This is a genomic window from Streptomyces sp. NPDC048650, from assembly GCF_043199095.1.
Taxonomy (GTDB): domain Bacteria; phylum Actinomycetota; class Actinomycetes; order Streptomycetales; family Streptomycetaceae; genus Streptomyces.
In genome coordinates this window covers 205,226-230,561 of sequence record NZ_JBICVM010000009.1, presented here as the reverse complement: position 1 = coordinate 230,561, position 25,336 = coordinate 205,226, and the positions used below count along the sequence as shown (strand labels likewise).

The following is a 25,336-nucleotide window of genomic DNA, read 5'->3' as shown; positions in this document are numbered from 1 at the left end:
TCGACGGCCGTGCGGCGCCGAAGTAGTCGGCCGGCACGGGCCGTTGTGGTGGCACGATGAGCGCCATGCTCCGTCGCACCGTGTCATCGGCCGCCGCACGGTCGGCCGTGGTGACGTGCGCAGCCGCCGTATCGGTGGCGCTGGCCGGTTGCGACGAGGCGGGTGTCACGTCCTCCACGCGTTCCCCGGTCGTCGTCGGCGGCACCGCCAGGATCGCCACGGCTTCCGAGACCACGAGCTTCAACCCTTACTCCCAGTTCGGTACGGGGGTGGCCCGCTATGCCTACGACTCGCTGGTCAACGTGTCACCGAACGGCAGGGTGGTGTCCGGTCTCGCCACGACGTGGCGGACGACCACCACGTCGGCGACGTTCGCCCTGCGCCGGGGCGTGACCTGCTCCGACGGTACGGCGCTGACCGCCTCCGGGGTGGCGCGGTCGTTGACGTACGCGGCCGACCCGCGCAACCGGCTCGCCGGCGCCCAGGCGGCGCTGCCCGGCGTCTCGTTCACGGCGACGGCCGACGATGCCGCCGGCACGGTGTCGGTGCGGATGTCGTCGCCGTACAGCTTCATCACGCGGACGATCGGTGTGCTGCCCGTCGTCTGCCCCGGCGGGCTGAAGCACCCCGGGTCGCTGGAGAGGGGGACGAACGGCACCGGCCCGTACGTGCTGAGCGGGTACCGCTCCGGCGGGCCGTACGTCTTCACCGTGCGCAAGGGCTATGCCTGGGGACCGGGCGGGGCGTCGAACGGTGCGCCGGGCCAGCCCGCGAAGATCGTCATTTCGGTGGTGCCGCAGGAGTCCACCGCGGCGAACCTGCTGCTCACCGGCGGGGTGAACATGGCGAAGGTCACCGGGCCGGACCGCGCCCGGCTCGTCGGTCGCGGCCTGGTCACGGCCGAGGTGCCGACGATGCTGGGGCTGACCTTCTTCAATCAGCGCGACGGCCGTCCGCTCGGCGACCCGGTCGTCCGCCGGGCCCTCGTCGCCGCCCTGGACCGCAAGGGACTGGCCAATGTGGCGGTCGGCGGCCGTGGAACGCCCGCGACGGGCCTGACCGCGACGAACGCCGTCTGCCACGCGGACGTGGCCGTGGCGAGTCTGCCCGCGCACGACGCCGCGCGCAGACTGCGGTCCGCGGGCTGGAGGAAGGACGCCGACGGCCGGCTGACGAAGGACGGCCGGCCGCTGCGGGTGCGGCTGCTCAGCAGTCCCGACCTCGGCTCGACGCTGCCCTCGGTCGCGGAGCTGATGGCCGCGACCTGGACCGCGCTGGGGGTGGAGGTCGAGCTCGTCAGCGAGAGTCTCAATGCGCTGGTGAAGGCGATGTACCAGGACGGGAACTTCGATGTGGTGGTGGGCAGTTCGCCGGGCCCTCCCCTGCCGTCCGAACTCATCCGGTACTTCTCCGGGCCGCCACCGGACAAGGGGCTGAACTTCGCGGGGATCGACAACCCGGAGTACCGCCGGCTGGTCGCGCGCGCCCTGCGCCAGACGGACCGGGACAGTTGCCGGACGTGGAACCGGGCCTCCGCGGCGCTGTTCCGCTCGGCGGACGCGCTGCCCATCGCGGACGGTACGAGCGGGGTCTACGGCTTCCGGACGACGTTCTCCGTCGGCTTCGGCGGGCAGGTCGTGCCGACCAGCATCCGGCTGCACCGATAGTCGCCGTTCCGGACGAGGAGGAGGTTCACCGATGACGACCGTGTCCGCGCGGCTCCGTGCCATGGTGCGGCGTCACCCGTGGCCGGTGTTCCTGTGCCGGCGTGCGCTGCGTCTGGTCGTCTCGCTGTGCATCGTGGTCACCGGTTCGTTCGCGATGATCCGTCTGATTCCGGGCGACCCGGTCCGCGCCGCGCTCGGGGTGGACGCCGCGCCCGGCCTGGTGGCGGCGAAGAGACACGAACTCCACCTGGACGAGGGGTTGCTGACCCAGTACCGGCATTACGTGAGCGATCTGGCGCACGGCAATCTGGGGGTGTCGCTGGTGACCGGCGACCCGGTGTCGGACCTGGTCAGGACGCGTCTGCCGGCCACCCTGCAGCTCGCGGTCCTGGCGTTCCTCTGCGTGCTCGTCGTGGCTCTTCCGGGGGGTCTGCTCGCCGGGATTCTCACCCGCGACGGGCGGCGGCCCCGTGCGGAGCTGGTGTTCACGACCACGACGTCGGTGGTGGCGGGCCTGCCGGACTTCGTCCTCGCCGCGGGGCTGACGGCGGGGCTGGCCGTCGGGCTGCACCTGTTCCCGGTTGCGGGCGACGCGGGTGCGGCGTCGTTCGTGCTGCCCGTGCTCGCGCTGGCGCTCGCCCCGGCGGGCGTTCTCCTGCGGATCGTGCGGGTGGAGACGCTGAAGGTCCTGGGCGAGGACTACCTGCGGGCCGCCCGGGGGAAGCGACTGCCGGCTGCCGCTCTCTACCTGCGCCACGCGGCGCCGAACACGCTGACCGCGTCGCTGACGATCGCGGGGAACCTGCTGCCCGCCCTGATCGCCGGGACCGTGCTCGTCGAGAAGGTGTTCGCCTGGCCCGGTATCGGGTCGGCGATCGCGCAGTCCGCCGTGGCGCAGGACTATGCAGTGGTGCAGGCGGCGGTGCTGATCCTGGGCTCGGCGGTGCTCGTCGCGAACTTCCTCGTCGATGTGGTGCTCGCGCTGCTCGACCCCCGATCGGCCATCCGGGAGAGCTGACGCCATGATGCCTTCGCTGCCCCTGCGGGCGCCTCGCTCCACCGCCCGGACGCGGTCGCGCGCGACCCGGTCCCGGTGGTCCTCGCCGATGGCGGTCGTCGCGGTGACGATGCTCGGGTCGTTGGTCGTCCTGGCCGTCATCGGGCCCGTGGTCTGGGGCCCGGCGGCGGATCGCCCGGACCCGTCGGCGGTGTTGCAGGGTCCGTCCGCCGCGCATCTGCTGGGCACCGACCACCTTGGCCGCGATCTGCTGGCACGGGTGCTCGCGGCAACCCGGCTGTCCCTGCTGCTGGCGCTCACCGCGGCGCTGCTCGGCGCGGCGGTGGGGGTCACGCTCGGGGCGCTCACCGCCGTCGTGGGCGCGCGCAGCCGGCGGCTGCTCGGAGCGCTGATCACTCTCCTGCTGGCCTTCCCCGGCCTCCTGGTCGCGATCTTCTGCTCGGTGATCTTCGGTGCGGGGGCCCGCGGCGCGGTGTTCGCGCTGGCCGTCGCCGCCACGCCGGGCTTCGCCCGGATCGCGCAGACGCTCGCCGCCGGCGTCGCGGGCACGGACTACATGGCGGCGGCGCGCGTTCTGGGCCTGCGCCGCCACCGGCTGCTGACGCGTCACGTCCTGCCCAACATCGCCGAACCACTGATGCTCAATGCGACGATCTCGGCCGGTGCGATGCTCGTCGCGCTGTCCGGGCTGAGCTTCCTGGGGCTGGGCGTGCAGGCGCCCGCGTACGACTGGGGACTGCTGCTCAGCCAGGGGCTGAACCGGATCTATGTCGAGCCGCTGTCCGCGGTCGCGCCCGGTATCGCCATCGTCTACGCCGGGCTGGCCTTTCAGCTGCTCGGTGAGGTGCTGGCCGGCGGCGTCGCCCGACGCGCCGGTTCGCCCCGCGCGGGCGAGCCGGCGACCCGGCCGACCGCCGCGAAGGGCCCGACGGCGGACGACGACGTGCTGCGGGTCGAGGACCTGGAGGTGGTCATCCCCACGGCCGACGGGGTGGTCCGCCCGGTCCGCGGTGTCACACTGGCCCTGCGGCGCGCCGAGATCGTGGGGTTGGTGGGTGAATCCGGGTCCGGCAAGTCGATGACGGCGCTGGCGATCGCCGACCTGCTGCCGGAGCGGGCGCGGGCGACCTGGCGGACCCACCGCTTCCTCGGCACGGACGCCGCGGCCCTGACACGGAGGGCGCGGCACCGGCAGCTCGCGACCGGTATGGCGGTGATCTTCCAGAACCCGGCCTCATCGCTCAATCCCGCGCTGCGCATCGGCACACAGGTCACCGAGGCGGTGCGGGCGCACCGCGGGGTGACCCGGGCGCAAGCCGCCGAGCAGGCCGTGGCGAGTCTGCAGCGCGTCGCGCTCCCCGGTGCGCGCCGGCTGCTGCGGTCCCGTCCGTTCCAGTTGTCCGGGGGGCAGCGGCAGCGGGTGATGATCGCGACGGCCCTGATGATGCGGCCTCAGGTGATCATCGCGGACGAGCCGACGACGGCGCTCGACGTCACGGTGCAGCGGCAGATCGTGGAGTTGCTGGCCGGTATCCGGCGCGACGCCGGCACCGCGGTCCTGTTCATCAGCCACGACGTGGCGCTCGTCGCGCAGCTGTGTGACCGGGTGTTGGTCATGTTCGGGGGCCTGGTCGTCGAGAACCTGCCGGCCGCACACCTCGCGACCGGCGCTCGCCATCCGTACACACGCGCCCTGGTGGAGTCGGTGCCCGACATGGCCGTCGACCGGAACCGCCCGCTGCGCACGGCCGATGCGGGGCCGTCCGAGGCGTCCGGCGCCGTCACCGGCTGTCCGTTCCACGGCAGGTGCGGCCACCGGCAGGACCGGTGCGCGACGGAGAACCCGGCCTTGTCCCCGCTCGGTACCGACCATCAGGTGGCGTGCTGGTATCCGCTGCCGGCCGTGTCGTCGCAGGAGGAGGCGGAGACGTCATGACGGGGCTGACGCTGGACGAGGTCACCGTCCGCCACGAGGGGCCGGGCGGTGCGGTCACGGCCGTGGACCGTGTTTCGCTGGTGGTGCCTGATGGCGCCACCGTCGGCCTGGTGGGCGAGTCCGGTTCGGGGAAGTCGAGTCTGGCGCGGGCGATCGTGGGCCTGTCCCCGCTCTCCGGCGGGCGCCTTCTGGTGGACGGGCGCGAGGTGCGCAGCCGTACGGTCGGCGACCGGCGCCGGCTGGGGCAACGGGTCCAGATGGTGTTCCAGGACCCGGACACCGCGCTCGACCCGAGGATGACGGTGCGTCAGGCGTTGACCGAGGCGGCGGGTGCGTTCCGCAGGCTCGACGGGCGCGCCCGCGAGCAGCGCATCACCGACCTGCTGGACCTGGTCGGACTCGACCCGCGGCTCGGGGACCGGATGCCGCGGGAGCTCTCCGGCGGCCAGCGTCAGCGGGTGGCCCTCGCCCGTGCGCTCGCCGTCGATCCCGGCATTCTGATCGCGGACGAAATCACCTCGGCGCTCGATGTGTCGGTGCAGGCGGCGGTCCTGACCATGGTGCGCGATCTGCAGCGCCGGCTGGGCCTGTCCATGCTGTTCATCAGCCACAATCTTGCCGCGGTCCGCTATGTGTCGGACGTGATCGCGGTGATGTACCTGGGCCGGATCGTCGAGACGGCCCCGGCCGAACGCTTGCTGGCCGATCCGCAGCACCCGTATACGCGGACGCTGCTCGCCTCCGTACCGAGTGTGCACGGGCCGTTGCGGACCGGGGAACCGCAGGTCTCCGGTGAGATGCCCGATCCTGCGGCGCCACCGGGCGGATGCCGGTTCCATCCGCGCTGCCCGGTCGGGCCGAACCGGCATCCCGAGCGGACCGTCTGCGCCGAGCGGGACCCGCAGCCGGGCGCCGACGGGCGGCCGCATCTGACGGCGTGTCACTTCCCGTCGAGTGCCGGATCCACACCACAGCCTCCGCCGACGACGCCGAACGGACGGTGACTCCCTCCGATGACCAGCCAGGAAACGGACCTCCGGCCGACCGGCGCGGACGCGGTCGTCGTCGGGGCCGGCGTGATCGGTTCCGCCGTCGCGTTCGAGCTGGCGCGTGGCGGGCGCCGTGTCGTCGTCGTCGACAAGTCCGGCGGCGCCGGCCACGGATCGACCAGCGCCTCGAGCGCGGTCGTCCGATTCAACTACTCCACCTGGGACGGCATCGCCACGGCCTGGGAAGCGCGTCACCACTGGGAGAACTGGGCGTCGCATCCGGGCGGCCGTGACGGCGGTCCCGTGGCGGCCTTCCGGCGGACCGGTGCGGCGCTGCTCGACGCACCGGATGCCGGGACGGCGGCGGTTGCCGCCCTGTTCGACCGGATCGGTGTGCCCTACGAACGATGGGACGCCGCGACGCTGCGCAGCCGGGTGCCCGGTATCGATGCGGGTCGGTACTGGCCTCCGAAGGCGGTGCAGGACGATGCGTTCTTCGCCGAGCCGTCCGGCGAACTCGGCGCCCTGTTCACACCGGACGCCGGTTTCGTCGATGATCCGCAGCTCGCGGCGCAGAACCTCGCGGACGCGGCGGCCGGTCTCGGGGCGCGGTTCCTGTTCCACCGCACCGTCGTCGGCGTCGAGCGGTGCGCGGGCCGGGTGTCGGGCGTCCGGCTCGCCGACGGCGACCGGATCGCGGCGCGGGTGGTGGTCAATGCGGCCGGACCGTGGTCGGGCGCGTTCAACCGGATGGCCGGCGTCGGGGGCGAGTTCACGGTCGGGGTGCGGCCGCTGCGCCAGGAAGTCCACCAGGTGGCCGCGCCGCCCGGGAACGGCGTCGAAGACGCCTTTGTACCGGTCCTCGCCGATCTCGACCTCGGCATCTATGTGCGCCCCGCCACCGGGGGAAAGGTCCTCGTCGGCGGCACCGAACCCGCCTGCGACCCTCTGGAGTGGGTCGAGGACCCGGACGCGTCCAGCCCCTTCCCGACACCCGGGCGGTTCGCGGCCCAGGTGACGCGGGCCGCGCGACGCCTCCCACAGCTCACCGTCCCCAACCGACCCACCGGCATCGCCGGCGTCTATGACGCCGCCGACGACTGGACGCCGATCTACGACCGCACCGATCTCGGCGGCTTCTACGTCGCGATGGGCACGAGCGGCAACCAGTTCAAGAACGCTCCCCTGGTGGGTCGGTTCCTCGCCGCCCTGATCGACCGCGTGGAGGACGGCCACGACCACGACCACTCCCCCGTGCGGTACACCGGCGACCACACGGGCAACGTCATCAACCTCGGCGCCTTCTCCCGCAAACGCCCTGTCGCCCAAGGCTCCTGCCGCTCCGTCATGGGGTGAGACCGGCGGGGGCGGCGGCACCGCGCCCGCGTCCACGTGTCGGCTCCGATGAGGTGACGCGCCCGCCGCTAGGCGGGTGGTCCAGGCTTGCACGGTGCCGCTCCGGCATTTCCGTCGGGTACGGACTCACCACTGACGGTGTGGGCCGCCGACAAGGAATTCCGGGTTTGCCACGACGTGGCGGATCATGTGCCGGATGTGGCTTTCTGCCCTCCCACACCCGGCCGTGGCCCGAATCCCGGCACAGTAGCGCCGGCGGTCCAGGCCGAGTTCTTTCATGTCCGTGCGGGAGTTGATGTTGTCGTGGATCTGGATCAGGGCAGGGGCGCCGGGGTACGTCGTTCGAGAGAGCAACTCCCATGGCTTCGGGGCGTCCGATGGTGAAGTCGCGCCCGTTCGATGGACAGCGCGAGAGCACTGTGCGCCCTCAGGCCCGCAAGGGGCCCCGGTCCGGTACGAACGAACGCGCTGTGATCATCACGGGGTGTTCCTCCGGCATCGGCCGTTGTACCGCTCGGCACCTGGTCGAGCAAGGTTACGAGGTGTACGCGACGGCACGCCGTATCGAAGTGCTGCGGGATCTGGCCTCTGCGGGGGCGCATGTCCTCGCCGTTGACGTTGCGGACGAATCCTCCATGCGGGAGTGCGTGGGCGTTGTCGAGAGCAGGCACGGCGCTGTCTGGGGTCTGATCAACAATGCCGGGTACGCCCTCGCGGGCCCCGTGGAGGAGCTTCGGATGGCAGACATCCACCGTCAGTTCCAGGTCAATGTCTTCGGGCACATCGCCATGACGCAACTGGTCCTGCCGGGCATACGCGCCGAAGGAGGTGGACGTATTGTCAATATTTCTTCGGTGGCGAGTCGGTTCACGCTCCCGGGGGGCGGTGGCTATCACGCGAGCAAACACGCTTTGTCATCCTTCAGCGAGGCCTTGCGGTACGAGGTCAGGCCGTTCGGCGTTCACGTCAGCGCGGTCGAGCCGGGCGCTGTGTGCACCCGTTTCATCGAGACGGCCCTGAAGGTTCTTGCCTCCAGCGCCGCACCCGGGATCTCGGAGTATGCGTCCTTCCGTAGCGCTCTCGCGCACTGTTACCGATCTGTCCAGGCTTCACCCCGCAGGTATGGGGTCGTGTCGCCGCAACGGGTCGCCTGCGCGGTGGAGCGTGCTCTGTCCGTGAGGCCACCGCGGTCGCGCTATGTCGTGGGAGCGGCAGCGCGTACCTCACTGGCCTTTCGGCAGTGGCTACCAGAAAAGTGGTTCGATGCTCTGGTGCATCGTCACTTTCCCGTCCCTCAGAGGGAAGGCTGACCTGATGCGGCCATGGCCCGTACTCGCTGTTCTGTGCTTGGCGTTGATGCTGCTGGGTGTGGACCAGACGGTCATCAACGTCACCCTGCCGGAACTCCAGCGCGATCTCGGACTCAGCGCGGCGGAACTCCAGTGGGTGGTCGGCGCGTACACGCTCGCCATGGCTTCCTGCGTTCTGGCCGCGGGGAACTGGGGGGACCGGCACGGGCGACGCACCGCTCTCGTGGTGGGGTTGGTGGTCTGCGCCCTGGCATCCGTCATCGGGGCGGTGGCCGACAGCGCCGCGCAGGTCGTCGCGGCCCGTGCCGTGATGGGGCTCGGTGCGGCGCTCATCATGCCGTCGACGCTCTCCATCGTGGTGCATGTGTTCCAGGATGCGGCTCGTCAGCGCTTCGCCGTCACGCTCTGGTCGACGATCGCAGGTGTGGGCGTTCTCGTCGGACCGGTTCTTGGCGGTTGGCTGCTGCGGCACTACTCATGGCGGGCCAGCTTCTGGGGGAACATCGCGCTGGTCGCGCTGACGCTGGCCTGTGTCGTCGTGGTGGTTCCGTCGTGTCGCGAGCACACCGCCCCCAAGCCGGACACGGCCGGACTCGCGCTGACGAGCGCGGGCCTCTTCGCCATCACCTGGAGTTTCATTCAAGCTCCGACACGTGGCTGGACCGACGGGCTGGTCCTGACGGTAGCCGCCGCCGGCCTGCTCTCGCTGGTGGCGATGGTGGGTTGGGAACGTCGGGTCAGCGCACCGATGATGCCGCTGGGCCTGTTCCGCGATCGTCGATACGCGGTCGCAGCGGGGATGCTCTGTCTGATGTTCTTCACCTTGGTGGGGTCGACGTTCCTTCTCACCTTCTACCTGCAAGGGCTGCGCGCGATGTCGCCGCTCGACGCCGGGGCGACGCTGCTGACCGGCGGGCTGTCTGTCGCGGTGGGCGGGCTGTTCTCAGCCGTGGTGACGAGATGGGCGGAACCCAGAACGGTCATGGTCACGGGAATGGTGCTGTGCGGGTCCGCCTTCGCGGTCCTCGCCGGCATCACCACGAGCTCTCCCCTCGGGCGACTTGAGATCTTCCTGGTACTCGTCGGGGCTGGTGCCGGACTGGCGGGCGGGCCGGCCACAAGCTTGATCATGCGTGCGGTACCGCGGGAGAAGGCGGGCATCGGGGCGGGTATGAACGACGCGGTGCGCAGTATGGGCAGCACATCCGGGGTGGCGGTCGCCGGGTCGGTGTTCAACACCGTCTACGCGACGCACATGGCCCATACCTCGAGTGGTCGACTGATCGACGGCGGGGGTGCCCACGACCAGATCCTGGGGGCCCTGTCGGAGGCCAAGCATCTGGCAGCGCAAGCCGCGGACGGCACGGCGCAACTCAGCTCCCTCGCGCGAATGCACCGTCTGGAACTGGCGCACCGGCTGGTTGATGACGCGACTCAGGCGTTCGTCGCCGCCCTGCGCACGACATCCTGGCTGTGCGCAGCCATCTGCGTGGCGGGGGCGTCCCTCGTTCTCATCGCGCTGCCCGGCGAGAGCCGGGACCCGGCGATGTCACGGCCCCCTTCGGAGCCCCGGCCGATGGAGCAATCCGGTCGAAGGCGGTGATCTCGTGCGTGCATTGCTCATTGTGAATCCCACCGCCACTCGGGTGCGCACAGCAGATGTCACTTCAGCTGTGACCGAATTGGCTGCCGCCGTCAGCCTCGAGGTCGCCATCACCGCATACGCCGGGCATGCCGGGCAGCTGGCGCGACAGGCGGTCGGGGAGCGCCGTGACCTTGTGGCGGTCATGGGAGGCGACGGAACCGTCAACGAGGCGGTCAACGGCCTCCTCCTCAGCGAACCGGACCGCCCTCCCGAGAGCCGGCCTGCACTGGGCATCATTCCCACGGGGGGTATCAACGTCGTAGCCCGGGCCTTCGGGCTGCGGCCCCACGTGGTGCGCAGCACCCGCCAACTGGCCTCTGCGGCAAGGCAAGGGCGACGCATGGTGGTCAACCTCGGAAAGACGAATGAGCGGTACTTCCTCGGGAGCGCCGGAATGGGTTGGGGCGCGGAGCTGATGGAGCGGATCCACCAGCACCGCCGCTCAGGTCACGCCGCCACCTGGACACGCTACGTCGCCGAAGGCGGACGGCACTTCCTGTGGGGCACCGACCGGAGGAACCCCGCCTTGACGGTGTCCTCGGGTGACGGCGAGGCAGCACAGGCCGTCTTCGCCTGCCTCGTCTCCAACACCTCACCGTATGCCTACCTGGGATCTTGGCCTTTGTGTCCAAGCCCCAGAGCGTCCTTCCGTACCGATCTCGAAGCCCTGGCCCTCATGGACTTGTCTGCGCACCGCTGCGCATCCTTCATGACGCGCATGCTGCTGCGGCCGCGCTGTGAACACGTGGGACCGGTACGCCGTTTCGCGCAGCAGACGGTCCTCTCCGTCACCGCCTCGCGGCCCATGCCGTACCACGTCGACGGAGAACCACTGGCACCCGTCAGAAAGATGACCTTTTCCTCGTCGCGACGAGCCCTGACCGTCATGGTGTAGGGCGACCCTCGACAGTCCGCTGACTTCTGATGTGACGGAGGTAGACAGATGTGGCCCGGCCCCAGACCATCGGCAGGCAACGACGGCAGAGGCGACGCGCTCGCCACGTGTGCCACCGCGAGGGGAACACATCCCGGACCGCGGCGCCGAAAGCACCGCCAGGCGGCAAAGCTGCCAGGCATCGCGCGCAGGGACATGCGCCGCTTCGCCGCACACCTCAACGCCCACATCGGCGCGCTGTATCCCGCCGCCGGCGCGGTGGACCTGGATCTGACGCGCGACCTGCTGGGATTGCCGGAGGGCCAGGAACTCGCCCCCGCGCTCGCCGAACAGGTTCAGCACCGCATCCATCAGACACTCGTCAGCCCCGTACGCCACCTCCTCGATGCCGGTGGGCAGCGCTGGCGCCCATATCTCCTGGCCAAGGTCATCGATGTGCTGGGCGGCGACAGCACACACTTCGCACCGCTCCTGGCTGCCGGGGAGTTGATGCATACCGGCTCCCTGATCATCGATGACATCGAAGACACGGCACGCTTGCGGCGCGGACAGGCCACCACCCACACGGTCTACGGAACCGCCACCGCGATCAACGCCGGCACCGCGGCCTTCTTCGCGTTCGACCGCGCATTGCGCAAGGTCGTGCCGGACGACGCCTTGTTGCGTTGCACCCTTCAGGAGACCTATCTGACAGCCCTGCGTGCCGCGCACGCAGGGCAAGCCCTCGACATCCTCGGCCTGCACCGGGAAATGGACCTGGCCATCGCCACCGGACGCGCCGAGCCGCTTCTCGACCAGGTGCGGCTCGCCCACCGGTTGAAGTCGGGAATCCCCGTCAGGGCCGCCTTCCGCATCGCGGGACTACTCGTCAGGGCCTCCCCCGAACCACTCGGTGCACTGGAGCGGTTCGGGGAGGCGATCGGGACCGCCTACCAGGTGACCGACGACGTCCTGGATCTTCGAGGAGTCATGCACGCGGGAACGCCGACGAAGTCGGTCGGTGAAGACCTGCGCAACGGGAAGGTCACCATGCCGCTGGCCCATGCGGTGGCGCTGCTGCCTCGCCGAGACTTCCGTGCCGTCTGGGAGGAAATCCGAAACGGCGAGATGTCCGAGACCAGCGTGCGGGACGTGACCATCGCACTGGAATCCTGCGGAGCCCTCGATGCCTGCGTCGAAGAGACCGAGCAGATGTTGGAACCGGCCTGGGCGCATCTGAAGCCGTTGCTCCCCCGGTCACCTCACACCCGTTTCATCCACGCACTCTCGCGATACACCGTGCAGCGGGCACGTATCGCGTAGGCATCACGGACTCCGCCGCCACTTCGCGGCCACCGGAGAGGGAACTGTCACTCCGAAGTCCGCGACGCAGTAGTCGTTCTGCGATCCCGGATAGCTGCGTACCTTGGGCGGCTTGTCGTAGTACGACCGTCGAGGTGGTGGAGCCAGACGCTGCAGACATCGCCGCAGACGGAGGGCGCGCAGAACCACCTGCGACCAGATTCGCGGGTCGGGATACCCGAGCGCGCCACGCATCGACTGGTCCATCAGGCAGACCACGCTCCTGCCGACGACCGGGCGCAGCATTCTCGGAAACCATTCACGCACCACCCCGATGGCGTGATCGGACACCCTGTGGCCGCCCGCGGTGAGAGCGAATCGGGAACGTTCGTACTCTCTGTTGTACTTCTCGAATTCCCGGTAGCAGAGAGGGATTCCAGAGATATTCATCCGGACCCCCACGTTGCGATAGAACCAGAAGGCAGCAAACCGCTCCTGGTCAAGCAGCGGCCGCCACCCGAACCTCTCGATCCATCTGATGGGCTCGTAGACGAACGCCGACAACGTGTACAGCATGTCGTCGTTCCCGATGTTGTACCAGCTGTGCGCTGCATTGATCGTCCGGAGTGCCGTCCTGCCCTCCGGCGAGTCGTACCCGTATTTGGCAAGTGCCGCCATCAGCACCAGTGTGTCGTCGTATCGCCGCTGGCCGGCCCGGTCGAACTCCCCAGTGGCGTCCAGCAGTCCACCGATCGCCGGGACGGCGAACGTCCGCACCAAAGCAAGCTCAAGCGATCGTTGATAGTCCCAGGGAAATTCCAGCCCCGAACTCATCCGATAGATCTCCAGATGATCACGGAAGGCGTCGAGGGACGCGATATGTCGAGCATGACGGTACCGGTCTGCGAAAACGGCAGGCGCGCCGCGCTTCAGCTGATTCTCTCTGCGGTGCGCAATCACCTTTCGCCGCATCAGTTCTCCTCGTGATGTGCCGTGCCGACACAGACCAGTGGTGACCGTGCGAACCCACGCCTCGGTGGGGAGCAAGGAAAACTCATCCACCGTCGAACACAACGGATGCCTTCATCGCCGAACCCATTGCCACGCAGTACCGTAGCTGCACGCTGACGCTTTCCCCCTGTTCGCGCGACGCAAGTCCTACTCGAACCGCCACATGGGGTAGGAGCCGGTACTTCAACGTCCTGGGAATGGAACCGCATTGCAACCGCCCGATGACACACCAGCCGGCCACCATCAGGCAACTGAAGTGCATCTGCCACTGGGACGGGCGGCCGTACCAGCATCCGGCAATACGTACATCACCAGCATCGCGCCTTTCACCGGGGCGGCGCTGGGCCAGGTACCCCACTGCGACGCCGGCGACGTCGACCGCGCTTTCATCGCCGCCCGGACAGCCCAACAGCGGTGGTCGGCGCGCGACCCACGACAACGCGCAGCGGTCTTCCTCCGCTTCCACGACCTGCTTCTCCGACACCAGGACGAAGTCCTCGACCTCATCCAGCTCGAATCCGGCAAGGCCCGCAAACACGCCTTCGAAGAGATCATCGACGCTGCTTTGACCACCCGTTACTACAGCCTCCACGGCAGAGCCCTGCTACGCCCTCGCCGACGCCGAGGAGCCTTGCCACTCCTCACCACAGCAGTGGAGCACCGACGCGCACGCGGCGTCGTCGGCGTACTGACGCCGTGGAACTACCCACTGACCTTCGCCGTGGGCGACGTCCTGCCCGCATTGATCGCCGGCAACGGCGTGGTGTGCAAACCTGATGTCCACGGCGCGTTCACAGCGGTCTGGGTACAGACGATGATGCGTCGTGCAGGTCTTCCCGAAGGCCTTTTCCAGATTGTCACCGGCCCTGGCCACCAGGTCGGCCCGCTCGTGGTGACTCGCAGCGACTACGTCTGTTTCACCGGCTCCACCAAAACAGGCCGCGATGTCGCGCAACTGGCCGGAGCGCACCTTATCGGCTGCACGCTGGAGCTCGGAGGAAAAAACGCTTTCATCGTCCTCGACGATGCCGATGTGGACGACGCGGCAGCAGGCGCGGTACGTGCCTGCTACACCAGTGCCGGCCAACTGTGTATGTCCACGGAGCGCGTACTCGTACACACCGGTCGCTACGACGCATTTCTCCATGCCTTCGCCGAAAAAACCCGTGCGCTCCGCCTGGGCACGTCCTTGGATTACCACGCCGATATGGGATCACTGGTTTCTGCCACCCACCTGGAGTCAGTACACAATTATGTCGAAGACGCCGTCAACAAGGGCGCACGACTGGTAACCGGGGGCCATCACCGTCCCGAGGTCGGCCCTTTCTTCTACGAACCCACAATTCTCACCGACGTGACACCGCACATGCCCCTGCACGGCCAAGAGGTATTCGGGCCCGTCGCTGCCGTCTACCCCTTCCATGACGAACACGACGCCATCCGTCAAGCCAACACCGGGCCCTTCGGACTCAACGCCAGCATCTGGACTTCCCGACCCCGACGAGGGCGGAATCTCGGAACCCACATCCGCACGGGAACAGTCAATATCAACGAACCCTACGCAGCGGCCTACGCCTCGCTGGACGCCCCCATGGGCGGGATGAAGGACTCCGGAATCGGCCGTCGCCACGGACGCGAAGGCATCCTCAATTACACCGAATCGCAGACCATCGCCACCCAGCGATTCCTTCCCCTTGACGCGCCGGCCAACATGTCGAGCTGCTCCTACGCCCGCCTTTCCTCACGCCTGCTGCGGCTCACCAAGCGATTCGGGTAAAGGGTTGGACCGCATTCCGGAAGACCGGGCGCTGCCGGGTGACAGGGGCGTCTGCGGCCGGCTCGGCCACACACGTCACCGATGTCGAAGGGCGAGCCGACCGCCGCCCCGGGTGACCGTTCTGATCCGTACACGCCGGTGATCGACGGGTCGAGGGGGCGAGGAGGGCCGGGTTCCCCACCGTGGCTACCGTTGCCCAGCACCCCGCCGAACCGACTCCCGGAGAACCCCGTGCCCGTACCCCTCGGCAAGGACGTGGTGGCGCTGCTGCGCCGCCCCAGCACCTGCTACATCGCCACCACGATGCCCGACGGCTCGCCCCAGCTCACCCAGACATGGGTCGACACCGACGGCGAGCACGTCCTGATCAACAGCGTCGAGTCGCATCAGAAGACCCGAAACATCGCGCGCGATCCGCGGGTGGCCGTCGCGGTCGCCGACCCTTCGGAACCGGCCTCCTATGTCCAGATCCGCGGCCGGGTGGTGCGTGTGACCACCGAGGGGGCCATCGACCACATCGAGGCGCTCGCACAGAAGTATCTCGGCGGGCCCTACCCCTGGTTCGGCGGCCGCGACCAAGTCCGGGTGATCTATGTGATCCGACCCGAACGGATCAGCAGCCCCCGCGGCTGACGACCGCGATGCCCGGGTCTCCCTCCCGGCCCCGTTCCCGGCCCCGTCCTTTCGAACGGGCAACTCATGCCGCCCATGTGTCACCGCACCTACCGATCGGCAGGTGCGGTGACACATGGGCGGAGGTGCGCAGCCGGCCTTCCGCGCCCCCTGTGCGCCGACAGAAGGAGAGGCCCTGAAGGGTCGCCACGTTGCTTCTGAAGGTGAAATATCTCCGGTCCTTCACCTTTCCTTCGCACCATTTGACGTCTCAAGGGTGAGCCGGTTTACGGTGACCGACCCTCTATCCCCCACGTTTCAGAGGTACAGCTCCATGCCTGAATTCAACCGCCGACGCTTCCTCCAGGCAGCGGGCGGCACCGCCGGCGTCGCGGCTCTGTCCGCCAGCATCATGCGCGCCGCCGGCATCCCCGCCGCCGGCCGGTCGGGGTCGATCAAAGACGTCGAGCACATCGTTGTGCTCATGCAGGAGAACCGTTCCTTCGACCATTACTTCGGCACCCTCAAAGGCGTCCGAGGATTCGGGGACCCCCGGCCATTGACGCTGGAAAGCGGAAAGTCCGTATGGCATCAGTCCGGGAGCGGAGAGGAAGTCCTGCCCTATCATCCGGACGCCGACGATCTGGGAATGCAGTTCATCGCCGGACTCGACCACAACTGGGACACCGGCCACCAGGCGTGGAACAAAGGCAAGTACGACGACTGGATCTCGGCCAAGACATCCGGCACCATGGCCCACCTGACCAGGGAAGACATACCGTTCCACTACGCCCTGGCCGATGCCTTCACGGTCTGCGACTCCTACCACTGCTCCTTCATGGGAGCCACCGATCCCAACCGCTACTACCTCTACAGCGGCCACGTCGGAAACGACGGCAAGGGCGGCGGGCCGGTCCTCGGCAACGAAGAGGCCGGCTACGACTGGACCACTTATCCCGAGCGCCTGGAGAAGGCCGGGGTGTCGTGGAAGATCTACCAGGACATCGGCGACGGACTGACCGAGGACGGGCTGTGGGGCGCCTTGGAAGACGCCTACCGCGGAAACTACGCCGACAACTCGCTGATGTTCTTCAACACGTTCCGCAACGCCAAGCCAGGCGACCCCCTTTACGAAAAGGCGTGCAAGGGAACGAACATCAAGAAGAGCGGCCATCTCCTCGATGACCTCCGGTCGGACGTCAAGGCCGGAACCCTCCCGAAGATATCCTGGGTCGCCGCCCCGGAAGCCTTCTGTGAACACCCCAACTGGCCCGCAAATTACGGTGCTTGGTACATCTCGCAGGTGCTGGACGCGCTGACGTCCAACCCCGAGGTATGGAGCAAGACCGCCCTGTTCATCACCTACGACGAGAACGACGGCTACTTCGACCACGTGCCGCCGCCCTACCCGCCGACCGACTCCTCCTGGGGAGCCTCCACCGTCGACACCAAGCTCGACCTCTTCCCCGGCGACAGCAGTTACAGCGCGGGCCCTTACGGGCTCGGCATGCGGGTCCCCACCCTCGTCGTCTCCCCGTGGTCGACCGGCGGGTACGTCTGCTCCGAGGTCTTCGACCACACCTCCATCATCCAGTTCATGGAACGCCGCTTCGGCGTCCACGAACCGCACATCTCACCCTGGCGCCGTGCCATCTGCGGCGACCTCACCTCCGCATTCGACTTCAGCCTCAAACACACCAAGCACGCACCCCTGCCCAGCACCGACGCCTACCAGCCGCCGGACAAGGAACGGCACAGCAGCTACACCCACTCGCCGCCCGCCGCCCCGGCCCTGCCCAAGCAGGAAAAAGGCACCAAGCCCACCCGGCCCCTTCCCTACACACCCCTCGTCACCGCGGCCGTCAAGCCCTCCAGCGGCAACATCAAGCTCACCTTCACCCCGGGTGACGAGGCCGGCGCCTGTTTCCTCGTCACCTCCGGCAACCGCGACGACGGGCCCTGGACGTACACCGCCGAAGCAGGCAAGAACATCTCCGACACCTGGAGCGCCGGCCCCTCCGACGGAACGTACAAGCTGACCGTGCACGGCCCCAACAGCTACCTGCGTACCTACGAAGGAACCGCCGCGACCGCGAGCCCGGAAGTCACCGGCCACCACGACGAGAACACCGGCCGCATCGAACTCACCGTCACCAACCCCGCCAAGACCGCCTGCCACCTCACCGTCACCAACGCCTACGGCGGCAAGAGCAGCAAGATCACCATCGAGGCGGGCGGCCGGCAGACCCGATGGGTCGACCTCGGCCACAGCAAGCGCTGGTACGACCTGCGCGTGCACTCCGACAGCGACAGCGGCTACCTGCGCAGGCTCGCCGGCCACGTCGAGACGGGCGCGCCCGGTACCAGCGACCCCGCGCTCCGCACCGCCTGACCACTACCGCCGAGAGCCGGCCCGGTCGTGGGGCCGGGCCGGCCGACGGCCCCGCAGGAAGGCCGTCGCCGCCAAAGCGGGGAAGGCGACCACGCCGACCAGGCTGGACACCAGCTCCGGCTCCGGTGCACCGGCGGGCGCCTGCAGCACGGCGGCCAGCAGCTGCGCACCGGCCAACGCCGCCAGCCCGAGGTACACCCAGCCCGCCCACACAGGGCCTTCACGTGGTGCGTAGGCCGGGATCGGTGCAGTGACGCTGCGTTGGACCATTGCTCTCCCTTACCCCGCGACGTCCCGTCCATGACGACCGTCGCCCTTCGCGCCGCCCCGCGTACGAGGCCGGCCCTTCCATGGACCAGGGAAGGGAAGATCCAGTCGGACGGCTGTCCCACACTGTCGGACAGGGACAGGGACAGAGGATGATGGTCACTGTGCCGGGAACGGGACGCCCCAGGTTTCCTCCTCCAAGAGGAGGCCGTTGGCCAGGTAGCGGATGGTTCGGTACCAGCCGGCCAGCACGAGGAACTCCAGGAGTTGGGCGTCCTCGTAGTGGACGCCCAGGGCATCCCAGGCAGGCTGCGAGAGTGGCGCCGAGTCGTGCAGTTCGTCGACCGCGTCGAGCAGTGCCGCATGGCGTGGCGACCATGCGGCGCCGGCTGCGGTGCGTCGGGGCGGGCCGGCAGCGCTGCTGCGATAGGCGGCTCACAGACGCGGGTGGCGCCCTGAGCCCACTGCGCAGCGTGGGGTCACATGGGCCCGTGCAGACCTCCGCCCGTTGCGGGGGGAGAGGGGCGGTAGTGGTTGATCAGACCTGCGTGCTGGTCGGGCCTGGCGGGTCGGTGGGACTCGGCGTGGTCGAACCGGGGCCGCCGTCCGCGCAGCAGGAATGACGTGGCGCGGGAGACCAGGCGGCTGAGGGGGGTTTTCATCGGTTCTCCGTTCGTAGTGTTCGATGTTTCGAGCGTACGGAACGCAGGGCGCGCGCGCAGCGATCTGATCGACAATTGAGGTGGTGAGGCAGCCCCGCCCTTCGCAACACGGCAACGTCGGCAGGGCTTCTCGAAGCACGTGCCTTGCCGTAGCTGCTCGTACGTCGTCGCCCAAGCGGATGCCTCCGGGAAGGCGGTAACTCAGTCCGGTTTCAGACCAGTTGACAGCACTTCCCACGCTGAATCGCTTTACCCGCAGTCGGCGGTCGGCCATCATGAGCCCATGGTCGGCATCGACGACATGCTCTGGAACGAAGGCGTCAGCCCGTCGGACTACGCCGATTCCACGGACACATACCAGGGCGCGATCCTGGAGCAGTACAAGCTGTGCGTCGAGATGGCCGATCGGGTCAGTTCCCGGCGCAATCTCACCAACACCTTCTTCCTCACCCTCAACACGGCGGTCGTGGCTGCCGTCGCCGCCACGTCCGGGGCGAACTGGCCCGGCGGCTCGATGTGGGTACTCCTGGCAGGGTTGGTGATCCTGCTGACACAGTGTCTGGCCTGGTTCGTGATCACGCGCTCCTACCGTCAACTCAACGCGGCCAAATACGCGGTGATCGGCGCACTGGAGCGGAAGCTGCCGGCGTTCGCGTACTCGGACGCGGAGTGGGGTGCCCTGGGCGAGGGCCGAGACTGGCGCCGGTATGTACCGCTCACCTACGTGGAGCAGGTCGTTCCCCTCATTTTCAGCGTCACCTACATCGTGGGCTTCGTAGCCGCTGCCTTCTGAGCGTCCGCGCCGGGTGCCGTCGGGCGCACGCGGCGGGTCCGGTGGGACACTGGCCATGCAGCGTGAACCGGCGGACGAACGAGGTGTGATGCGGACAGTCGGCGTAACCGGCCATATGGACCTCGCTGAGGGCACGGACGCCCTCCTGCGGGATGCGCTGGGCGAGGTGCTCGGCGAACTGGCCGCGGGCGCCCATGGCCTTGTCGGCGTGTCCTGCATCGCACCCGGCGCCGACTCGCTGTTCGCCGAAGCCGTGCTGGCCTGTGGCAGCGAGCTCTCGGTGGTCCTGCCGTTCCGCGACTACCGGCGATCGCTGGACGACGAGGAGCACAGAGCCCGGTTCGACCGCCTGATGGAAGCGGCTTCCCACATCACGGTGATGCCCTATCCGGAGGCGAGTCTGACGGCGTTCGAAGCGGCGAACACCGAACTGCTCCAGCGGGCGGAGATACTGATCGCCGTGTGGGACGGGGAACCGTCGGAGAAGGGCGGTGGCACGGCCGCCGTGGTCGCCCAGGCCCGGGAAGCGGGCATGCCCGTCCATGTGGTCTGGCCCCCAGGCGCTCGCCGCCGCAGCCACCCGATCCCGTCTCGCGAACGCAGCACCGGACGGCCGAAATGAGCATGAGACGGTGACGGTGACGGTGACGGTGACGGTGGCAGTGGCAGTGCCGGAGTCCAGGCCGCCGCCGACTGCCGTTCAAGACCCCTCATGTTCGTGCGTCGCCGCGTTCACGGCGTGCGCACTCGATTCCTTCACACCGCACTCTGGGCAAGCCGCTGAGTCTGCCACGTGGTGATCCGCTTGATGATCAGGACGATCAGCGCGCCGGCGGCCACCTCGAGCACCGTGGTCAGGGTGGCCAGGTTCGCGGTGCTCCGCAGCCCCTTCTCGGTGATCTCCTCACTCAGGTAGAACCGCAGAAGGGCACGGTTGATCATCGTGTCAGCGACGAACAGCGCCCACCAGGCGATGACCAGGCCGCGGAGAGCCGGTCGCCGCGGCGCGCTCGCCTGACAAATGTCCGACACGACCTGGTACGGGACCCACAGGTTGGCCACCGGGGTGATCCAGCCACCGACCACCCACCCTCGGGACCGGCGGTGCGCGGTGGGGCCGCCGAACAGCTCGGCGTTGATCCTCGCCCGCCACAACCAGACCAGGAACACCACGCCGGCCGCGATGTACACCACGGACCCCGGTATCGACACGGACGTGGAGAAGGTGTCGGCCGCCTCGAGGTCCGTGACCGTCGCCGCCCCGGCCAGGTAGTCGTGGACGACGAGGTAGTTGCGCCAGTCGGACACCGTGCCCAGCACGCTGCCCACGAGCGCCAAAAGGATCAGTATCGTGGCGGCGCCAGCCGGGCCGGTCACCGTCCTGTGCCGCTGTGTGCCGACCGGGCTCGCGCCCGTGGGCGTGCCTTGCTGTGGAGCGTCCATGATCCCCCCGGAAGCGCGTACGAGCGCTGGACACTACGTGACGTCGGGAGGACGTTACTCTCTGCCGCCCTGTCGCGTCCCCGGTTTCTGGCAAGTCCCGCTCTTCCAGGGGTTGTTGAGCTGAATTGTCGCCACGGGGCGGCGCTACCGGAGGTCGAGCAGCGGCAGCGCCCGGGACACCAGCCACGACAGCAGCCCCAGCGCCGCGACCAGCGTGAGACCTTTCCACAGCGACGCCTGTGTGGCGAGGGTGGCCCTCCAGGCCATCGTCCGCTTGCGGACTCCCACGGACGCCAGGGCGGTCTTCAGGGCGCGGGCCACGTGGTGTGTGGGCGTGTATACGGTCATCGACGCCCGAGCGGCCTGCCTGGCGCGGGCCCGGCAGCGCGCGAGCACGCCCCGCGGGGTACCGGGCACGGGCCCCACCGGGTGCACATGGGGCGTCCACTCGGGGCCGAAGGTGATGACGGCGGAGGTCCAGGGATCGTCCCCGGACACCTCGGCCAGCCCGGACAGCGTCGGCAGGTGCTCGTCCAGACGTTCCGCCACGCCCGGCAGCCCGCCCGGCACCAGCAGGACCAGCTTCCGTGCGGGCTGGGTGGCGCGGGCCTGTTCGACCTCCCACCACAGCCCGTCTCCCAAACCCAGGCGCAACAGGATGAGTTGGGACAGCTCCATCAGCCTCAGCACTGTGGGCCGCCAGTCGTCGAGCGGCAGGTAGAACCGCGCCGCTCCCAGCCGCGGCAGTGGCTCCCCCGGCCTGCCCACCGCGATCACGGGGCCGACGGCGCCCAACGCCCCCGCGAGCTGTTCCTCCCGCGAGTGGATGTTGACGGATGTCCCGTCGTCGACTTGGGCCGCAGTGTCGTCGTCGGCGAAGCTGCGCAGGTAGAGCACGGGTCGGCGACCGTCGGCCAGCAGGGCCTGGGCCGCGCCGCGCGCCGAGCGCGGGCGGGTGTATCGCAGGATCAGAACTCCGGCCCCCAGCGCTGCCAGGCCGCAGACCAGCAACAGCGCCTGCGCCTCCAGCGCCATCTTGTAGCCCTGCTGCTCCGACATGGAGGCGGCGAGGAATCCCGACGCGAACAGCGCGCACCCGACGCCGCTGGCCACCAGGAACACCGGTCGCCGCCACCACGGCTGCCGCGGGACGAACCGGCTCACGACGTCGACGAGCTCCGCCGCACCCGACCGGCGCCGCCGCCGCAGCCACCACGCCACCATGAGCAGCGCCCCGGCGGACGCCGCCCAGCACAGCGCGGCCACGTTCGACGAGGTGAGCTCCCGCTCGAGCCCCGCCTGCTCCCGCCCGACCTCCGCCGCCAGCCCGGCGACACGCGCGCGGGCCAGGACGACCCTGCCCTTCTCGACGTCGCCGGCAGCGGAGGAGACCGCGGACCGGCTCTTCCCCGACGGGGCATTCCGCTCGAACCACGCGGCGCCCTCACGGATGTCACGGATATCAGCGCGCGCCGACGCCGCCCCGTCGGCGTGGCGGTCCAGTGCGGCGGCAAACGCGGAAGCGCGCGCCGGGGCGCCGCGGAAGCGGTCGTGGGCCCGCAGGTCCATGCCCGCGGTGACCGTCAAGTGCAGCGCGACATAGACGGTGACGACCGCCACCACCGTGATCAACCGGGCGAACGCCCGTAAACGCGAGGACACCTCGGCCCACCCCCTCACCTCGCCCCAGCACCGCCGCACGGCGCAGATCGTGTCCCGTCGTCCTCCCGCCTCGGCCCAGCGGCCGCCCCGCCGCCGACCCGCCCCGTGGCCCCGCGGCGGCCGGTCAGTCACTTCCCCGTCGGCCGCCGGGCGTACACGTCCAGCATGCCCTGGCCGCGTCAGGCGTCGACCGTACCCGCGAAGACGACCCGCCGGCTCCACGCCCGCAACCCCGTGTGGCTTCGTCAGCGAGAACCGGATCTGGTACACGTTCGATCAAGCGCCGGATGTTCGGCCGTGCCGACCTCCCGCTGCTACGCGAGCGCGTCCTCCTCACCGCCCTAGCCTCGTGAAGTGTCGGTGGGTTGTCGTGACTCTGGTTCCATGACGAATCCGCCATTACCGTACGGCGAGGGGAGATGGCATGGGTTCAGCCGCGCTGCGACGGGTGGATGCTCTGTGGGCGTCCGTTCGTTCCGTTGAGGTATCTCCTCGCCGGCCCCAGGTGGGCGAACGGTCGGTCATGGTGGGCGGTGTGCATGAGATCGCCGAGCTGGCTGCCCTATTGGAGGTAGAGCTGGAAGCCGCTCCTTTCAGCTGCATGTGCTGGGGGGACGTCACCTTCACCGTCCGGGGTGAACTGGGCATGCCGCTCGGTGTGCTGACGCATCATCTGGGCGGAGGGTTGGACTGGCACCGATGGCCTGGCCAGCTCCCGCTTCTGCGCCTCGACGAACTCACGGAATGGCTGGTCAGGCGTGGTGTGATCGCCCCCACGCATTGCAGTTGCTGACCTGTTTGCGCCGTCCTGAACCGCCACATGCTCGAGGTGGCCGAGTTGACCACCGGCGAGGCTCTGCGGCCGCTCGTCCGGTGAGGGGCGAGGAACGGCGCGTCGCCGGAGCGTTCGGCGACGGCGCGGGCTTCAGCCGGCCTGGCGGGGCCGCTTGGAGACGATCCCCGCCAGCGAGGCCATGGTCGTCCGTGGAGGCTGCCGGAGGTCGCGGTCAGGGTGGAGCATGTGGCGACCCGCGGCCCGCACCAGGCCGCCGAGGGCGAATCCGTAGAACGCCACCAGCCCGTGTCCATTGGACTGCGCGAACCACAGCACCAGCCCGAGCACGGGCACGCCCAGGGCGAGCAACCTCTCCGTCGAGGGTTTCTTGCCGTCGCCACCTCGCAACAGGAGACCGGCGGTTAGGGTCGCGGCGAGGAAGTAGGTCGCTCCCGAACTCCCGGCGAAGTTACGGGGGTCGGCGCTGACGCCGGTCTCGCCGAAGAGCGCGTCGATGCGCTGCGGCAGGAGGATTCCTGCGGCGAAGAGGGCCACCATCAGGGGACCGCCCCAGAACCACTCCGCCAGAGCCGCCATGACGGCGAGGGTGGCGATGTTCCACACCGCGCCGAAAACCCCTCCGTTCTGCAGGAAGACGGAGGTGACGACACGCCACCAGCCCGACTTGCTCGGGTCGCTGTCGAACGCGTCCATCGCTCCCGACCAGCACAGTTGCGCCAGCACGCCGGCGAGTGCGACCGCGGTCAGCCCGGCCGCGGCCCAGGGGATGCGACGCTGCCCCACCGTCTCCTGTCCGACAAGGGCCAGGCCACCTTTGAACATCAGCACCATCAGCGCCGCTGTGGTCACGTTGAACAGCAGATTGCCCATCGCCACCATCCCCCTTCGAACCCCGTTTGAATTGTCCATGCCGAGATTAGCCCTCTCGGAGGTAGAATTCAAACGCTGTTTGAAAATTCGCGTGAGGATCGCTTCATGAAGTTGACCGCAGACCGCATCATCGACGCGGGCCTGGCCGTGTTCGCACAAGCCGGGTACCACGGGCTGTCCATGCGGCGGGTAGCCGAACGGCTGGGTGCACACGCCGGAAGCCTCTACTACCACGTGCCCAACAAGGCCGCGTTGCTCCAGCTGATGGCGGACCGAGTGGCCCGGCAGGCATACGACGCGGGCAGCACCGCGCTGGCCGCGCTGCCCGTCCACGCCGCCTGGCAGAAGAGGGTCGAGGCCCAGGCCGTCACCCTCCGGAAGGGCATTCGGCAGCACCTGGGCGGGGCCGTCATGTTCGCCGACAGCCCGAAAGTACTCAGTTCCGGAGCCCTGTCGCTGATGGAGCGGCTGCTGCAGACCCTGAACGACGCCGGCGTACCCGAAGAACAGGCCGGCATCGCAGCCGACGCACTGTTCAGCCACATCACCGGATTTGTACTGCAGGAACAGGGCGAGTCGACCACCCCCACCATCAGCGCCGAGGACATCGCCGATCTCCGCGAGCGCTTCCCGAGGACCGTGACCGCTGCGGCCGCCCACGACCAGGACGAGAAGTTCATCCGGAGCGTGCGGCTTCTCTGCGCCGGCATCGCGACCCTCATTGAGCACCCCTGAAGGCCCTGCCCCGTCCTGGCGGACCGCCGACACCCACCCCGTCGACCTGCCCTCCAGGCGCCGGCGACCGAGCCGTCCCCAGCCCACCCGGCTCCGCCGGCCGCTCGTTCTGCGCCCGCGCCGCCTTGCACCGCGGGCCGTAACTGCAGGTAAGTGATCAGTTTCACTCGGTGTGGGACCTCGCCCGCAGTCCATGCCGGTCTCCTGACTGTCATCATC

22 protein-coding genes and 1 pseudogene are annotated in these 25,336 nt (G+C 69.0%); 16 read left to right on the top strand and 7 right to left on the bottom strand.

Annotated features, from left to right (window positions below; genetic code table 11):
• The first annotated feature begins 65 nt into the window (after positions 1–65).
• From ACGFML_RS25640 to ACGFML_RS25600, 9 genes are all read left to right on the top strand, one after another.
• Positions 66–1,667 carry an ABC transporter substrate-binding protein gene (locus ACGFML_RS25640; protein WP_393547411.1) on the top strand — a complete coding sequence of 534 codons (1,602 nt, stop codon included), beginning with the start codon at positions 66–68 and terminating at the stop codon, positions 1,665–1,667.
• Between the two features lie 31 nt (positions 1,668–1,698).
• A complete protein-coding gene (locus ACGFML_RS25635) occupies positions 1,699–2,685 on the top strand; it encodes an ABC transporter permease (protein WP_393547409.1) in 987 nt (328 codons plus the stop codon).
• An 88-nt stretch (positions 2,686–2,773) separates the two neighbouring features.
• Entirely contained in the window at positions 2,774–4,621 is a 1,848-nt protein-coding gene (locus tag ACGFML_RS25630) for a dipeptide/oligopeptide/nickel ABC transporter permease/ATP-binding protein (protein ID WP_393547407.1), read from the top strand.
• Positions 4,618–5,625 carry an oligopeptide/dipeptide ABC transporter ATP-binding protein gene (locus ACGFML_RS25625; RefSeq protein WP_393547406.1) on the top strand — a complete coding sequence of 336 codons (1,008 nt, stop codon included), beginning with the start codon at positions 4,618–4,620 and terminating at the stop codon, positions 5,623–5,625. Before ACGFML_RS25630 ends, ACGFML_RS25625 begins: the two co-directional genes overlap by 4 nt.
• 9 nt (positions 5,626–5,634) lie before the next feature.
• A complete protein-coding gene (locus ACGFML_RS25620; protein ID WP_393547404.1) occupies positions 5,635–6,966 on the top strand; it encodes an NAD(P)/FAD-dependent oxidoreductase in 1,332 nt (443 codons plus the stop codon).
• Positions 6,967–7,436: 470 nt separating this feature from the next.
• Positions 7,437–8,276 carry an SDR family NAD(P)-dependent oxidoreductase gene (locus tag ACGFML_RS25615; protein ID WP_393547402.1) on the top strand — a complete coding sequence of 280 codons (840 nt, stop codon included), beginning with the start codon at positions 7,437–7,439 and terminating at the stop codon, positions 8,274–8,276.
• Positions 8,230–9,879 (top strand): MFS transporter, encoded by a 1,650-nt coding sequence (locus tag ACGFML_RS25610; protein ID WP_393547400.1) that lies wholly within the window; start codon positions 8,230–8,232, stop codon positions 9,877–9,879. The genes ACGFML_RS25615 and ACGFML_RS25610 overlap by 47 nt, the downstream gene beginning before the upstream one ends.
• 4 nt (positions 9,880–9,883) lie before the next feature.
• Positions 9,884–10,816 (top strand): diacylglycerol/lipid kinase family protein, encoded by a 933-nt coding sequence (locus ACGFML_RS25605; protein ID WP_393547398.1) that lies wholly within the window; start codon positions 9,884–9,886, stop codon positions 10,814–10,816.
• Between the two features lie 48 nt (positions 10,817–10,864).
• Complete coding sequence (locus ACGFML_RS25600; RefSeq protein ID WP_393547396.1) at positions 10,865–12,118, top strand: polyprenyl synthetase family protein; 1,254 nt, start codon at positions 10,865–10,867, stop codon at positions 12,116–12,118.
• Positions 12,119–12,121: 3 nt separating this feature from the next.
• Here ACGFML_RS25600 and ACGFML_RS25595 read toward each other — a convergent pair whose 3' ends face one another.
• Positions 12,122–13,069 carry an oxygenase MpaB family protein gene (locus tag ACGFML_RS25595; protein ID WP_393547394.1) on the bottom strand — a complete coding sequence of 316 codons (948 nt, stop codon included), beginning with the start codon at positions 13,067–13,069 and terminating at the stop codon, positions 12,122–12,124.
• A 247-nt stretch (positions 13,070–13,316) separates the two neighbouring features.
• On the opposite strand from ACGFML_RS25595, the gene ACGFML_RS25590 reads away from it, so the two are divergent.
• From ACGFML_RS25590 to ACGFML_RS25580, 3 genes are all read left to right on the top strand, one after another.
• Positions 13,317–14,885, top strand: coding sequence for a succinic semialdehyde dehydrogenase (locus ACGFML_RS25590; protein ID WP_393547392.1), 1,569 nt, complete (start codon positions 13,317–13,319; stop codon positions 14,883–14,885).
• A 231-nt stretch (positions 14,886–15,116) separates the two neighbouring features.
• Positions 15,117–15,518, top strand: coding sequence for a PPOX class F420-dependent oxidoreductase (locus ACGFML_RS25585; RefSeq protein ID WP_393547390.1), 402 nt, complete (start codon positions 15,117–15,119; stop codon positions 15,516–15,518).
• Positions 15,519–15,831: 313 nt separating this feature from the next.
• Positions 15,832–17,889 (top strand): phosphocholine-specific phospholipase C, encoded by a 2,058-nt coding sequence (locus ACGFML_RS25580; protein ID WP_393547389.1) that lies wholly within the window; start codon positions 15,832–15,834, stop codon positions 17,887–17,889.
• A 3-nt stretch (positions 17,890–17,892) separates the two neighbouring features.
• On the opposite strand, the gene ACGFML_RS25575 is transcribed toward ACGFML_RS25580, so the two are convergent.
• From ACGFML_RS25575 to ACGFML_RS25565, 3 genes and pseudogenes are all read right to left on the bottom strand, one after another.
• A complete protein-coding gene (locus ACGFML_RS25575; protein WP_393547387.1) occupies positions 17,893–18,159 on the bottom strand; it encodes a hypothetical protein in 267 nt (88 codons plus the stop codon).
• 156 nt (positions 18,160–18,315) lie between these two features.
• Positions 18,316–18,540: pseudogene (locus tag ACGFML_RS25570) on the bottom strand (carboxymuconolactone decarboxylase family protein); the annotation flags it as partial.
• A gap of 95 nt (positions 18,541–18,635) precedes the next feature.
• Positions 18,636–18,818 carry a hypothetical protein gene (locus ACGFML_RS25565; protein ID WP_393547385.1) on the bottom strand — a complete coding sequence of 61 codons (183 nt, stop codon included), beginning with the start codon at positions 18,816–18,818 and terminating at the stop codon, positions 18,636–18,638.
• 283 nt (positions 18,819–19,101) lie between these two features.
• On the opposite strand from ACGFML_RS25565, the gene ACGFML_RS25560 reads away from it, so the two are divergent.
• Entirely contained in the window at positions 19,102–19,611 is a 510-nt protein-coding gene (locus ACGFML_RS25560) for a hypothetical protein (RefSeq protein ID WP_393547383.1), read from the top strand.
• An 88-nt stretch (positions 19,612–19,699) separates the two neighbouring features.
• Positions 19,700–20,233: a hypothetical protein gene (locus tag ACGFML_RS25555; protein ID WP_393547381.1), complete on the top strand. Its 534-nt coding sequence runs from the start codon at positions 19,700–19,702 to the stop codon at positions 20,231–20,233.
• 134 nt (positions 20,234–20,367) lie between these two features.
• Here the strand turns inward: ACGFML_RS25555 and ACGFML_RS25550 are convergent, their stop codons facing one another.
• Both ACGFML_RS25550 and ACGFML_RS25545 read right to left on the bottom strand, forming a co-directional pair.
• Complete coding sequence (locus ACGFML_RS25550; protein WP_393547537.1) at positions 20,368–20,940, bottom strand: DUF4328 domain-containing protein; 573 nt, start codon at positions 20,938–20,940, stop codon at positions 20,368–20,370.
• Positions 20,941–21,198: 258 nt separating this feature from the next.
• Positions 21,199–22,716: a transferase gene (locus tag ACGFML_RS25545; protein ID WP_393547380.1), complete on the bottom strand. Its 1,518-nt coding sequence runs from the start codon at positions 22,714–22,716 to the stop codon at positions 21,199–21,201.
• A 535-nt stretch (positions 22,717–23,251) separates the two neighbouring features.
• Here ACGFML_RS25545 and ACGFML_RS25540 point away from each other — a divergent pair.
• Positions 23,252–23,509 carry a hypothetical protein gene (locus ACGFML_RS25540; RefSeq protein WP_393547378.1) on the top strand — a complete coding sequence of 86 codons (258 nt, stop codon included), beginning with the start codon at positions 23,252–23,254 and terminating at the stop codon, positions 23,507–23,509.
• 132 nt (positions 23,510–23,641) lie between these two features.
• Here ACGFML_RS25540 and ACGFML_RS25535 read toward each other — a convergent pair whose 3' ends face one another.
• Positions 23,642–24,421 (bottom strand): hypothetical protein, encoded by a 780-nt coding sequence (locus ACGFML_RS25535; protein ID WP_393547376.1) that lies wholly within the window; start codon positions 24,419–24,421, stop codon positions 23,642–23,644.
• A 66-nt stretch (positions 24,422–24,487) separates the two neighbouring features.
• Between ACGFML_RS25535 and ACGFML_RS25530 the strand changes: the two genes are divergently transcribed.
• Entirely contained in the window at positions 24,488–25,117 is a 630-nt protein-coding gene (locus ACGFML_RS25530; protein WP_393547374.1) for a TetR/AcrR family transcriptional regulator, read from the top strand.
• Positions 25,118–25,336 lie beyond the last annotated feature (219 nt).

What these genes read in the sequence shown, in the direction of transcription:
- ACGFML_RS25580 (WP_393547389.1), top strand. Translation starts at nt 15,832, where the DNA reads ATGCCTGAATTCAACCGCCGACGCTTCCTCCAGGCAGCGGGCGGCACC.
- ACGFML_RS25640 (WP_393547411.1), top strand. Translation starts at nt 66, where the DNA reads ATGCTCCGTCGCACCGTGTCATCGGCCGCCGCACGGTCGGCCGTGGTG.
- ACGFML_RS25630 (WP_393547407.1), top strand. Translation starts at nt 2,774, where the DNA reads ATGGCGGTCGTCGCGGTGACGATGCTCGGGTCGTTGGTCGTCCTGGCC.
- ACGFML_RS25625 (WP_393547406.1), top strand. Translation starts at nt 4,618, where the DNA reads ATGACGGGGCTGACGCTGGACGAGGTCACCGTCCGCCACGAGGGGCCG.
- ACGFML_RS25565 (WP_393547385.1), bottom strand. Translation starts at nt 18,818, where the DNA reads ATGAAAACCCCCCTCAGCCGCCTGGTCTCCCGCGCCACGTCATTCCTG.
- ACGFML_RS25600 (WP_393547396.1), top strand. Translation starts at nt 10,865, where the DNA reads ATGTGGCCCGGCCCCAGACCATCGGCAGGCAACGACGGCAGAGGCGAC.
- ACGFML_RS25535 (WP_393547376.1), bottom strand. Translation starts at nt 24,421, where the DNA reads ATGGACAATTCAAACGGGGTTCGAAGGGGGATGGTGGCGATGGGCAAT.
- ACGFML_RS25635 (WP_393547409.1), top strand. Translation starts at nt 1,699, where the DNA reads ATGACGACCGTGTCCGCGCGGCTCCGTGCCATGGTGCGGCGTCACCCG.
- ACGFML_RS25620 (WP_393547404.1), top strand. Translation starts at nt 5,635, where the DNA reads ATGACCAGCCAGGAAACGGACCTCCGGCCGACCGGCGCGGACGCGGTC.
- ACGFML_RS25555 (WP_393547381.1), top strand. Translation starts at nt 19,700, where the DNA reads ATGCGGACAGTCGGCGTAACCGGCCATATGGACCTCGCTGAGGGCACG.
- ACGFML_RS25530 (WP_393547374.1), top strand. Translation starts at nt 24,488, where the DNA reads ATGAAGTTGACCGCAGACCGCATCATCGACGCGGGCCTGGCCGTGTTC.
- ACGFML_RS25595 (WP_393547394.1), bottom strand. Translation starts at nt 13,069, where the DNA reads ATGCGGCGAAAGGTGATTGCGCACCGCAGAGAGAATCAGCTGAAGCGC.
- ACGFML_RS25575 (WP_393547387.1), bottom strand. Translation starts at nt 18,159, where the DNA reads ATGGTCCAACGCAGCGTCACTGCACCGATCCCGGCCTACGCACCACGT.
- ACGFML_RS25560 (WP_393547383.1), top strand. Translation starts at nt 19,102, where the DNA reads ATGGTCGGCATCGACGACATGCTCTGGAACGAAGGCGTCAGCCCGTCG.
- ACGFML_RS25610 (WP_393547400.1), top strand. Translation starts at nt 8,230, where the DNA reads ATGCTCTGGTGCATCGTCACTTTCCCGTCCCTCAGAGGGAAGGCTGAC.